Below are 11,392 nucleotides of genomic sequence, written 5' to 3'. Positions count from 1 at the left end.
GGCGGCTCCATGCAAGACAAAAAAGCTGGGAACCGCTTTGCCCTGCTCCTGAAAGACGCCGGGAAAGCTTTTCTTCTTGGGCTGGCTGTGGCGGCAGGCGTTTTCATCCTGCTGCTTGCAGTGGGCGCGGTGAGCCATGGCTTTTCCGCGCTGGCCGGGCTGGAGCTGGCCCGGCGGGGGCTGTTCATCGTGGGGGCACTGGCCCTGCTGGTGAGTGCCGGAGCCCTCCTCCTGCCTGAAAAAGCGGCCTCCGTCCGCGAAAAGGACGGCTGGACTGCCCGCTTTGGCCGCTTCGGCCTCTTCGGGGTGCTGTTCTGCGCCGCCGCGGCTATTTTGCTCGTGGCCAGTGTGCTGGATGGCTGGATGTATTCTGCATTCGTTTAAGGTTATGCCAAAGGCTCTCCCTTTGGGAGAGCTGGCGCGTCAGCGCCTGAGAGGGCAAGCCCGGTAAAATAAAACATAAAAACACAGCGATACGATGTCTCTGACAAACAGAGATCGTATCGCTGTGTTTTTTGCTTTTTGTCAGCATCCTTGCCCTCTCCGTCATTGCTTCGCAATGCCACCTTGCCCCCTTCTGGCACTTTCGTGCCACCTCCCCGGCGGGAGTCTTTCAAAGGGAGAGGCCTTGGCAAAGAAAAGAGACTATGCTATAATACCACACGGAAAAGGAGGGGAGAGCCCATGCCGCACCGCACGCTGCAGGAAGAAGAGCGAAGCCTTGGATGCTCTTTGGCACGTTTTTTAAGATCGGTCTGTTCACCTTTGGGGGCGGCTATGCCATGATCGCCCTGCTGGAAAATGAGTTCATCACCCAAAAGCACTGGCTGGGCCGGGACGAGTTTCTGGACATGGCCGCCATTGCCGAGTCCACCCCGGGGCCGGTGGCCATCAACAGTGCCACCTATCTGGGTTATAAGCTGGCCGGGGTGCCTGGGGCGGCCGTGGCCACGGTGGCCGTCTCCCTGCCGTCGTTTGGCATCATCTACGCCATCTCCCTGTTTTTTGACCAGTTCACGTCCCTGACGGTGGTGGCGCACGCTTTTCAGGGCATTCAGGTCTGTGTCATCTACCTCATCTTCTTGGCGGGCGTCCGGATGCTCAAGGCGCTGGAGCGCACGCCCCTCAATGTGGGCATCCTGCTGGTGGTCATGGCCTGCATGATCGCGTTCTCTCTGCTGGCGGTCAAGTTCTCCTCCATCGCGTTCATCCTCCTCAGCGGCATGGTGGGCGTGGCCGTCTGGGGGACGGGCAGAAATCAGAAAGGCGGGAGGTGAGCGGGATGCTCTGGCAGTTGTTCTGGACGTTTCTGGAAATCGGTGCCGTCTCCTTTGGCGGCGGCTACGGCATGATCTCTCTCATCCGGGAGAAAGTGCTTCTCCACGGCTGGCTGGAGGAGACGCAGTTTTTGAGTTTTATTGCTGTGTCGGAGTCCACCCCGGGGCCGCTGGCCATCAATATGGCAACGTTCATCGGGGCCTCGCAGGCCGGTATGGCGGGGGCGATCTGCGCCACGCTGGGGGTGGTGCTGCCCTCGTTTTTCATCATCCTGCTCATTGCGGCGCTCATCCATAATCTGTTGCAGTACGCGGGGGTCAACGCGTTCCTCTCCGGCATCCGGCCCTGTGTGGTGGCCCTCATTCTGGCCACGGCCGTCACCATGGGCCTGAGCAGTCTGCTGGGCTTCTCCACGCTGGCGGACACCCCCGCCCCTGCCTGGCAGGGCATCGGCATTCTGGCGGCCCTGCTGTTGCTCCATTTTGGCTGGCAGAAGTGGAAAGGCAAAGCTCCCTCCCCCATTGCGATGATCCTAGTCTCCGCAGTGCTGGGCATGGTGGTCTATCACTGAAAATTTTGGACTTTTTCAATTGCGGACGTTTGGCGTAAATGGCATGTGGCTCTTGACATTTTGGTAAGGGTGCATATAATAAAAAGTACGAACGAAGTATGTGTGCATGGTTCTCATGAACGCAACAAGAAGCCCCGCGGTATTGCTACTACCGCGGGGCTTCTTGCGCTTTGCAATTTAATTTTAAGATCAATCGTCGTCGCTGTCCAGCTTGAGCACGGCGGTAAAGGCCTCGCTGGGGAGCTCGACACTGCCCAGCTGGCGCATCTTCTTTTTGCCCTCTTTCTGCTTTTCCAGCAGTTTCTTTTTGCGGGAGATGTCGCCGCCATAGCACTTGGCAAGCACGTCCTTGCGCATGGCCTTGACGGTCTCGCGGGCAATGATCTTGCCGCCGATGGCCGCCTGCACCGGGATCTCAAACAGGGTGCGGGGGATGTTGTCCCGCAGCTTCTCGCAGATGCGGCGGCCCTTGGCGTAGGCATTGTCCCGGAAGACGATCATGGAGAGGGCGTCCACGGGGTCGCCGTTGAGCAGGAAGTCCAGCTTGACAAGGTCGCTCTCGCGGTACTCCTTGAACTCGTAATCGTAGCTGGCGTAGCCGCGGCTCCGGCTCTTGATGGCGTCAAAGAAGTCGTAGACGATCTCACCCAGCGGCAGGGCGTAGTGGAGGTCCACACGGACGTCATCGAGGTATTTCATGTCAGCCAGCACACCGCGCTTCTGCTGGCAGAGGTCCATCAGGGCACCCACATACTCGTTGGGGGTGTAGAGGTGGACGTCCACAAAGGGCTCCTCCTGCTTGACGATGTTGGAGGGGTCCGGATAGGAGGACGGGTTATCGATCATCTCCACGGTGCCATCGGTCAGGGTCAGCCGGTAGCGGACGCTGGGGGTGGTGGTGATGATGTCCAGGTCAAACTCCCGCTCCAGACGCTCGGTGATGATCTCCATGTGGAGCAGGCCCAGAAAGCCGCAGCGGAAGCCGAAGCCCAGAGCCGCGCTGGTCTCCAGCTCAAAGGTCAGGGAAGCGTCGTTGAGCTGCAGCTTTTCCAGGGCGTCTTTCAGGTCGGGGTACTTGGCACCGTCGGCGGGGTAGATGCCGCAGAAGACCATGGGCTTGACCTGACGGTAGCCGGGCAGGGCCTCCGGGGTGGGGTTGTTGGCCAGCGTGACGGTATCGCCCACGCGGGTGTCCTGCACCGTCTTGATGCTGGCGGTCAGGTAGCCGACCTCGCCGGCCTGCAGCTGGCTGCAGGGGGTCAGGCTGGTGGCACCCATGTGGCCCACCTCCACCAGGGTGAACTGGGCCCCGGTGGCCATCAGGCGGATGGTGTCGCCGGGCTTGACGGTGCCCTCAAACACGCGGATATAAACGATGACGCCCTTGTAGCTGTCGTAGATGCTGTCAAAGATCAGGGCCTTGAGGGGGGCGTCCGGGTCGCCCGTGGGGGCGGGGATGTCGCTGACCACCCGCTCCAGCACCTGATCGACGTTGAGACCGGTCTTGGCGGAGACGCGGGGAGCGTCCAGGCAGGGCAGGCCGATGATGTCCTCCACCTCCTGGGCCACCTCGTCCGGGTGGGCAGAGGGCAGGTCGATCTTGTTCAGGATGGGCACCAGCTCCAGGTCATGCTCCAGCGCCATATAAGTGTTGGCCAGTGTCTGGGCCTCCACGCCCTGGGTGGCGTCCACCACCAGGATGGCACCCTCGCAGGCGGCCAGGCTGCGGCTCACCTCGTAGGCAAAGTCCACATGGCCCGGGGTGTCGATGAGGTTGAACTCGTAGGTCTTGCCATCCTTGGCGGTGTAGTTCATGGTCACGGCGCGGGCCTTGATGGTGATGCCGCGCTCCCGCTCGATGTCCATGTTGTCCAGGATCTGGTCTTCCATGGTGCGCTCGTCCACGCTCTTGGTCAGCTCCAGAATACGGTCCGAGAGGGTGGATTTGCCGTGGTCGATGTGTGCAATGATGCAGAAATTGCGGATGTTGTCTCTTGCCATTGGTTCCTCCAAACGAGAGATTTAGTTGTTGAGAATCCAGTCTTCCACGGCCATGATCTCGCCGTGCTCTAAGTAGACCCGGGGCACCCGGCGGGCCACGCCGCAGAGCACCTCATAGGAGATGGTATCGGTCTTGCGGGCAATGTCCTCAGCGCTGTCGCTGACGGCGCCGCCCCAGAGGATGGCCTCGTCGTCCTCATGGACGTCCGGTACATTGGTCACGTCCACCATGAGCTGGTCCATGCAGACCCGGCCCACCACGGGGCAGGGCTTGCCGTGGATCTCCACGATGCCCTGCCCGCAGCTCAGCAGGCGGGGATAGCCGTCGGCGTAGCCGCGCAGAGGGTAGCGATCTTCGTAGGCTTTTCGGCCGTAAAACGGCGGCCATAGCTGGTAGACTGCCCCGGCTGCAGCTCCTTGACCATGCTCACCACGGTCTTGAGCTTCATCACCGGGCGGAACAGCCCGAAGCGGACGGCGCTGCTGGGGTCGAAGCCGTAGAGGATGATGCCCGGGCGGGCCATGCAGCGGGAGCGTTCCAGCCCCTCCGGCCATTCCGGGTGGAGCATGACCCCGGCGGAGTTGTCACAGTGGACAAGGGCGGGCTCGTGCCCGGCGGTTTTCAGCGCCTGAAATGCCTTAACGAACAGGGCGTGCTGCTCGGCGGTGTAGGCCACATCGGCCTCGTCCGTCTCATCGGCCACGGCAAAGTGCTGGAACAGGCCGGTCATTGCAAGGCCCGGCAGCTGACAGGCGTGGCCCATCTCCTGGACGGCCTTTTCAAAATCCGTGCGGAGGGCAAAGCCGATGCGGCCCATGCCAGTGTCCGCCTTGAGATGGATCTGCACCCGGCCGCCTGCCGCGCAGGCCGCTTTGCTCAGAGCCTCGGCCTGTTCCAGAGAGTAGCAGGCCACCGTGATGTGGTTCCGGATGAGGTCGGCGGCGCAGCTGGCGTAGACATGGCCCAAAATCAAAATGGGCAGGGTGAGCCCGGCCTGCCGCAGCTGCAATGCCTCGGCCAGGCAGCTGCAGGCCAGCCAGGCGGCCCCCTCCTCGGCAAAGACCCGGGCACACTGCACGGCCCCGTGGCCGTAGCTGTCGGCCTTGACAACGGCGCAGAGGGGCAGCTCCCCGGCCCGCTGCTTGACCGCCCGGAAATTCTGCCGCAGGGCGTCCAGATCGATCTCGGCCCAGACGTGTTTTTCAAAAACTTGATTTGGCATCATAAAGTCGCCTCTTTCGGTTCAAAACTCAGGACAGGCGGACACTCTCCACGAGGTTGACGATATCGCTGATGGAGGCCAGCTTGGTCAGGCCGGAGACATAGACCACATCGCCGCTGTCGTAGGTGATGGTGGCCAGTACTGCGTAATAGGCTTGAATGTCGCACCGCACGGCGGTGACGGTGGCACCGTCCACGCTCAGGTTCACCTTGCGGGGGCTGATGACGCCATAGGCCTCTTTCAGGTCGCTTTCTGACTGCTGAATGAAATCAGCGTAGGTGTCTTTGTCGCCCCGCTGGAACAGCACCACCTGATAATTGGCGTCAGAGCTGTCGGCAGCGGAGGCCAGCTCCAGTGCATGGCCCAGCGTGGCGTCCTCGGTCATCTCACAGACGGGCCAGATGCCGCTTTCGTAAGAAACGGTCACGCCATTCTCCGCGGTGTAGGTGGTGTCGGGGTTGGCCGGGGTGCGGCGGTTGACCACGAGGGTGAGGATAAAATAGGCCAATGCGCCCAGCAGGACGATGATGCCCATGGCGAGCAGGAGCTTGGAGCCGCGGGCCTGTGCGGCGTCGCGCTGGTGGAGGTCTTTGGACATGGAACATTCTCCTTTAAACAATATACCTTTACAGTATAACACAACTGGCCGCGGATTTGTAGCACCACCGTGCAGAAAATGCGCTCCGGACACGAAAAAAGAAACAAAAAATCCAAAATCTGAAATCAAGAGATTTCAAGAGAAAACAGGAGATTTTGAAAGATTTAAAAATTTACGCTGAAAAAATCAAAAAATAGTGTTGACAGGCTCTATTTTGTGTTGTATACTGACACTCGCGCCCCAAAAGGGCGCCTGAACCGTACAAAACACTTATCAGGAGGAAATAGATATGAGCACTACTCTCGTAAAGCCCGCTGAAGTCGAGCGCAAGTGGTATCTGCTCGACGCTGCCGGCAAGAGCCTGGGCCACGTCGCTGCTGAGGCTGCTGTTCTGCTGCGCGGCAAGCAGAAAGTTAACTACACCCCCAACGTTGATTGCGGTGACTATGTTGTCGTCATCAACTGCGACAAGGCTGTCCTGACCGGCAAGAAGGCCGAGCAGAAGTTCCACATCACCCACAGCAAGTTCATCGGCGGCCTGAAGAAGGTCCAGTACAGCAAGCTGATGGCTGAGAACAGCGATCTGGCTATGACCTACGCTGTCAAGGGCATGATCCCCTCTAACACCATCGGTGCAAAGGCTCTGACCCGCCTGCACTGCTACCAGGGTGCCGAGCACGCTCACGCAGCTCAGAAGCCCGAGAAGATCGAGTTCTAAGAAGGAGGCAATTGAACATGTACGAAACCAAACCTTATTTCTACGGCACTGGTCGTCGTAAGGATTCCGTTGCCCGCGTTCGCGTTTACACCGGCACCGGCAAAGTCACCATCAACGATCGTGATATCGACAACTACTTCGGTCTGGAGACCCTGAAGCTGATCGTCCGTTCTCCGCTGGTCCTGCTGGGCCTGGAGGGCAAGTATGACGTCGTCGTCCGCGTTTCCGGCGGCGGTGTTTCCGGTCAGGCTGGCGCTATCCGCCACGGTCTGGCTCGCGCCCTGCTGCAGCAGAACGAGGAGAACCGTTCTGTTCTGAAGAAGGCTGGCTTCCTGACCCGCGATCCTCGTATGAAGGAGCGCAAGAAGTACGGTCTGAAGGCTGCACGTCGTGCTCCCCAGTTCAGCAAGCGCTGATTTACCCTTTTATCGCACTTTTGCAGTTCTGCTTCGGCAGAACTGCTTTTTTATTGCCTGCTTCCCAGCTGGACTGGGGAGCGCGACTGCGCATGTCCGGCGGTTGCCCCGTAAGGGGCGAGCCGGACGCGCATTTGAATCCAGCTCAAAGCATCGCGCGCACGGCAAAGCCGTGCCAGCGATGCACCTCAGTTCTCCAAGCGCTAATCTACAGCTTAAAAACGCTAAAAAGCCCGGAAATACGCTATTTCCGGGCTTTTTCTATACCCAAAATTCTGCCTGGACTGTTCGGCTTTGATGGAATTTGAACGGAAATTTATGGGTTACAGTGGTCAAATTACTGGTGGACAAGCCCATTTTGACCACCTGTGGGATCAGGGTCTCAGCCTGAAAGGAAAAGGACTTCTCTCTATGCTGCTCAGTTTGCCGGACACATGGAACGATTCGGTACGGGGATTACCCTCGATTACGCCGGATGGTGTAGATTTTGAGCTATGAAGCTATGGAACCTGTAGGCGATATCTGATAAAATAGAAAGTAAGAACAGCTCAAAAACTCGGAATTTGAGGAGGTAATATGGTATGTGGTTAATATTTGCATTACTATCTGCAATATTTGCAGCACTTACCTCTATACTGGCAAAGGTCGGCATAGATGGAGTCAACTCAAATCTTGCAACAGCTATCAGAACTGTTGTTGTGGTAGCAATGGCTTGGGGAATGGTATTTCTCACAAATGCACAGAGTGGAATTGCTGAAATCAGCAAAAAGAGTTGGATTTTTCTTATATTATCCGGGTTTGCAACGGGTGCTTCGTGGCTTTGCTATTACAAGGCATTGCAAGTGGGCGAAGCTTCAAAAGTAGTTCCGATTGATAAATTAAGTGTTGTTATTACATTAATTTTGGCATTTATCTTCTTACATGAAGAATTTACTGCAAAATCCCTGATTGGATGTATGCTGATTACAGCAGGAACATTGATAATGGTTTTATAAATCTCAGTTGATATTTCACATATTTTAGGAAATTTAATAACTGTTATATTTGATTATCAAATTCTTCGCAAACCCTTGAAAATACTAAGTTTGTAGCAAGTGTACTTTCCCTTACTCTTTCCCTTGTGTTACATTCTCCCATTAGCTTTCATGAACCTTAATATGGGAAAAATTAAGGGAAAGAAAATTTCATAACACAGTATAACATATAACAATAACGACATGGTGAACTGATTGAAATGTTTTCGATATTTAACTCTATTACTGATTATCAAAAGAAAATGGAGATAAGATACGATGAGAACAATTTATGCAGAATACAACATAAATCACGATAGTATTGATGTTTACACAAGTGCTGGATATATGCTTCGCATTGACTGCTGGGAAGCTGAAAAAGATTTAAAAACCACATATGGATCAGAATGTGCACTTACTTCATTAGCTGTGGATGAGCCTTTGGAATATGCAAGATTATATCTTGAGGGCAATTTACAGATGTGGGTGGATGCAGAAGATTCATTAGAATTTTATTAAGTGAAAGAGGGATAGTGTTCATTAAGAGTGCTATCCCTCTTTAAAGAATGTGCGAAATGCAATAATTACATATTTTCTATGGATTAACAGAATGCCTAAAAATAATCCATGTACTTATGAAATAACAAATCAATAAAATTGCCAAAATGCCCATTGTTGCCCCTATTTGTAACATCAATGCACCAAACCCGATATAGGCTGAAATTTCTGCTGATATGGTTTGGATAAAGTAAGCTATTACAACAGCAGCTACAATGATTGCTGTGATAATTGGAAGCCCAAACCAAACACTTAATTGTTGCAAGATAAGTTTTCCGATATGCTTTTCTTCCACCCCCAATTTTCGGAGTACAGAGAAGCGATATTTATATTGTCCTGCGTCTAAGAGTTGTTGCAAGGAAAGTACGGTAAGACATATAATCATCAATACAACAGCACCATAAAGCATTGCAGCCTGTAAAACAAAATTATTTGCTATTGTACTGTTCCTCTGTAATGTACTGAACCGTATTCCATACATAACACCGCTTTCTGCTTGCTCTGGGTATTCCTCTGTAAAAAATTTTTCCAGTTCCCTTGCATTTTCATAGGAGATGTTTTCTTCTGTTGTGATATAGCGGTTTTTTATTACCGGCAACAGCTTTTCACAAATACTGTCTGGAAGTACATAGAGTATATCTGTATAGGAATTGTACGCTGTTTCTCCGATTGCTTCCTCATAATAGGACTGCTCGGAAAGAGTCAATTCTCCTGCGTCTGTCAAAATACTGGTATGCTCTTTCAAAAAGCTATCCCGTTCTTCCTCGGTGGCGATTGCCGCCCATTGTGTCGTAAATTCATCTTCCCCCAGAGAAATCTGTTCATAACCCAACATTTTCCTTATGGTGTTATAATCACTTAAAGAAATTGCCACAATCGGAAAATCATATTTCTGTCTGTTGTGAAAATCGTCTTTCTCTGGCAGATATAGATTGAAAGTGCAATCATAGTCTGTATCTATTTTATGTTCTGCCAGAAAATCAGTAATGATTTCATAACTGTCCTGTGGCAGATTTTCTTCTTCATAAACATCATTGTATCTCGAATATACCTGCACATCATACATAGAGCGTATATCCAAATAACCAGACGACCAGCCCGTCAAAATAGGGGCTGCAACGAACATGAAAATTGCTAATACCAAAGTGATACAAATGACTGCCATAGTCTTGCTGGTCGTATTCAGCTTTGAGGTAATCTGTCCGAAAAAGAAAAGTGCTTCCTCATGGTATCGGTGTTCTGGCGATTTTTCTTTCCATGCTACAATCAAACCACTGGTAAGATAAATGAAGGCACAAATGAAGAAAAGTAAGTCAATCACAACAAAAAGCAGATATTGATTGAGCGTTCCACCACCTAAAGGCAGATAATATTTATTTGTTAATGCTGCAACGCTGGCTGCTGTAAAAGCATTCAATACAGAACATATCAGCAAACCAGCAATGAAACATTCTCTTTTTTTCTTTCTGATTATGCAAAATATCGACCACAGCAAAGTAAGCAGCGGAAAAAGAATATTTCCCCAAAACATAAGCTGCACCGGAAACGCAAAGCGGGTGTCATAATAAAACCAGACCTTTTGTATTCCTGCAATCAATCCCCATACGGTAAATACTTCAAAGAGGACTACTACAACAGAAATGAAGCGGCTCTTTTTTAGCTCTGGTTCGTTCTCTTTCTCTGCGGAAAGCATATCAATAATTTTTGTTTTCTGAATGGTACGGGTATTGAAAATTCCTACCACAAAAAAACTTGCCACAAAAAATACCACTGTCAACAAAACGGTATCCGGGAATAATGTCCATGAGATTTCATAAGGCTTTCCATAAGCAGTAAGGAGCATTGCGGTAATGAATTGAGAACAAAATACACCGCAAAAAATACCAATCAAAATGGAAAACATACCCATAATCAGTGTTTCTGCAAAGAAAATCCTGCCAATAGTTTTTTGTTCCATTCCCATAATGGACTGGACAGCAAACTCTTTTTGCTTCCGTCTTAGCATATAATGATTGACGAACCGTATCAAAAATAACAACAGCAATGTTATCATGCAGATTGCAATTTTCATTCCGTCACTTAACAGAGTAAAATCATACTCGCTGCCTATATCCGGGCTATAATAACTACTGGAAATAGACAAGAACGCATAAAACAAGGTAACACAGATTGTCATTGTGACAATGTAGACCAGATAGTCTTTTACAGACCGTTTTGCATTTCTGAAAACAAGTTTAGCATACATGGCTCTGTCCCCCTCCAATCATGGTAAGGACATTCAGAATTTTATCAAAAAAAGCACTTCTGCTGTCGTTGCCCTTGCGCAGTTCCATAAAGATTTCTCCGTCTTTCAAAAAAAGAATACGGTTGGCATAGCTGGCGGTAAAAGCGTCATGAGTTACCATAAGAATTGTCGCCCTAAGCTGTTCATTGATACTTTGAATGGTAGACAGCAGCATTTGTGAGGAATGGCTGTCTAATGCTCCTGTCGGTTCATCTGCCAATAAGAGTTTCGGATTGTTGATAATTGCTCTTGCACAGGCACAACGCTGTTTTTGACCGCCCGATACCTGATAAGGATATTTGTTTAGAATATCGCTGATATTCAGCTTTCCGGCTATATCCAAAATGCGGGGTTCTACAATCCCTGCAGGGACTTTATTGATTGCTAATGCCAGTGCAATGTTTTCTGAAATTGTCAATGTATCCAGCAAATTGAAGTCTTGAAATACAAAACCTAAATTCTCTCTGCGAAAGCGGGCAAGGAATTTTGGTTTGATTTCCGTTATATCTGTTCCCTCTAAAAAAATATGCCCTGCACTTACGGTATCAATCGTAGAAATACAGTTTAGCAGCGTTGTCTTTCCAGAACCGGACGCACCCATAATTCCGAGAAATTCTCCGGCTTCCACAGAAAAACTAATATCTTTAATGGCTTTGGTAATATTCCCCTCATTGCCATAATATTTCTGGATATGCTCCAGCTTCAAAATTGTATTCATCGGATAAACCTCCT

General features: G+C 51.5%; 15 protein-coding genes. 9 read left to right on the top strand and 6 right to left on the bottom strand.

From position 1 onward, the window contains the following. The first annotated feature begins 9 nt into the window (after positions 1-9). The 3 genes from DXA70_RS04215 (at position 10) to DXA70_RS04205 (ending at position 1,849) form a co-directional block, all read left to right on the top strand. On the top strand, positions 10-384 hold the full coding sequence (locus DXA70_RS04215) for a hypothetical protein (protein WP_128117693.1): 375 nt from the start codon (positions 10-12) through the stop codon (positions 382-384). Between the two features lie 341 nt (positions 385-725). Beyond that, complete coding sequence (locus DXA70_RS04210; protein ID WP_128117692.1) at positions 726-1,277, top strand: chromate transporter; 552 nt, start codon at positions 726-728, stop codon at positions 1,275-1,277. A gap of 5 nt (positions 1,278-1,282) precedes the next feature. Further along, positions 1,283-1,849: a chromate transporter gene (locus DXA70_RS04205; protein WP_128117691.1), complete on the top strand. Its 567-nt coding sequence runs from the start codon at positions 1,283-1,285 to the stop codon at positions 1,847-1,849. A 189-nt stretch (positions 1,850-2,038) separates the two neighbouring features. Here DXA70_RS04205 and lepA read toward each other — a convergent pair whose 3' ends face one another. The 4 genes from lepA to DXA70_RS04190 are packed head-to-tail and all read right to left on the bottom strand — an operon-like array spanning position 2,039 to position 5,671. Beyond that, positions 2,039-3,850, bottom strand: a complete 1,812-nt coding sequence (gene lepA, locus DXA70_RS04200; RefSeq protein WP_128117690.1) for a translation elongation factor 4 — start codon at positions 3,848-3,850, stop codon at positions 2,039-2,041. A 21-nt stretch (positions 3,851-3,871) separates the two neighbouring features. After that, positions 3,872-4,138 carry an alanine racemase C-terminal domain-containing protein gene (locus DXA70_RS15035; RefSeq protein WP_278321310.1) on the bottom strand — a complete coding sequence of 89 codons (267 nt, stop codon included), beginning with the start codon at positions 4,136-4,138 and terminating at the stop codon, positions 3,872-3,874. 17 nt (positions 4,139-4,155) lie between these two features. Then, positions 4,156-5,076, bottom strand: coding sequence for an alanine racemase (gene alr, locus DXA70_RS04195; RefSeq protein ID WP_278321309.1), 921 nt, complete (start codon positions 5,074-5,076; stop codon positions 4,156-4,158). Positions 5,077-5,101: 25 nt separating this feature from the next. Then, positions 5,102-5,671, bottom strand: coding sequence for a hypothetical protein (locus DXA70_RS04190; RefSeq protein WP_112115502.1), 570 nt, complete (start codon positions 5,669-5,671; stop codon positions 5,102-5,104). Between DXA70_RS04190 and DXA70_RS04185 the strand changes: the two genes are divergently transcribed. The 6 genes from DXA70_RS04185 to DXA70_RS04160 all read left to right on the top strand — a co-directional run bounded on the left by DXA70_RS04185 (position 5,670) and on the right by DXA70_RS04160 (position 8,337). Continuing rightward, a complete protein-coding gene (locus tag DXA70_RS04185; RefSeq protein ID WP_128117689.1) occupies positions 5,670-5,852 on the top strand; it encodes a hypothetical protein in 183 nt (60 codons plus the stop codon). The genes DXA70_RS04190 and DXA70_RS04185 overlap by 2 nt on opposite strands. A gap of 108 nt (positions 5,853-5,960) precedes the next feature. Next, positions 5,961-6,389 (top strand): 50S ribosomal protein L13, encoded by a 429-nt coding sequence (gene rplM, locus DXA70_RS04180; RefSeq protein WP_112115501.1) that lies wholly within the window; start codon positions 5,961-5,963, stop codon positions 6,387-6,389. 17 nt (positions 6,390-6,406) lie between these two features. Then, the gene (gene rpsI, locus DXA70_RS04175; protein ID WP_112115500.1) at positions 6,407-6,805 is read left to right on the top strand and encodes a 30S ribosomal protein S9; all 399 of its coding nucleotides are present in this window, start codon (positions 6,407-6,409) and stop codon (positions 6,803-6,805) included. A gap of 294 nt (positions 6,806-7,099) precedes the next feature. Then, positions 7,100-7,303, top strand: coding sequence for a hypothetical protein (locus DXA70_RS04170; RefSeq protein ID WP_128117688.1), 204 nt, complete (start codon positions 7,100-7,102; stop codon positions 7,301-7,303). An 83-nt stretch (positions 7,304-7,386) separates the two neighbouring features. Continuing rightward, positions 7,387-7,800 (top strand): EamA family transporter, encoded by a 414-nt coding sequence (locus DXA70_RS04165; RefSeq protein WP_128117687.1) that lies wholly within the window; start codon positions 7,387-7,389, stop codon positions 7,798-7,800. 297 nt (positions 7,801-8,097) lie between these two features. Then, on the top strand, positions 8,098-8,337 hold the full coding sequence (locus tag DXA70_RS04160; protein WP_055156118.1) for a DUF6061 family protein: 240 nt from the start codon (positions 8,098-8,100) through the stop codon (positions 8,335-8,337). 76 nt (positions 8,338-8,413) lie between these two features. On the opposite strand, the gene DXA70_RS04155 is transcribed toward DXA70_RS04160, so the two are convergent. Together DXA70_RS04155 and DXA70_RS04150 are read right to left on the bottom strand one after the other, a co-directional pair. Next, a complete protein-coding gene (locus tag DXA70_RS04155; protein WP_055156117.1) occupies positions 8,414-10,621 on the bottom strand; it encodes an ABC transporter permease in 2,208 nt (735 codons plus the stop codon). Then, positions 10,611-11,378 (bottom strand): ABC transporter ATP-binding protein, encoded by a 768-nt coding sequence (locus DXA70_RS04150; RefSeq protein ID WP_055156116.1) that lies wholly within the window; start codon positions 11,376-11,378, stop codon positions 10,611-10,613. The genes DXA70_RS04155 and DXA70_RS04150 overlap by 11 nt, the downstream gene beginning before the upstream one ends. Between the last annotated feature and the right edge of the window lie 14 nt (positions 11,379-11,392).

The sequence above is a fragment of the Faecalibacterium sp. OF04-11AC genome, from assembly GCF_003460645.1.
Classification (GTDB): domain Bacteria; phylum Bacillota; class Clostridia; order Oscillospirales; family Ruminococcaceae; genus Faecalibacterium; species Faecalibacterium prausnitzii_I.
Note: the sequence above shows the minus strand (reverse complement) of the source record. Positions and strands in the feature narration are given on the sequence as shown.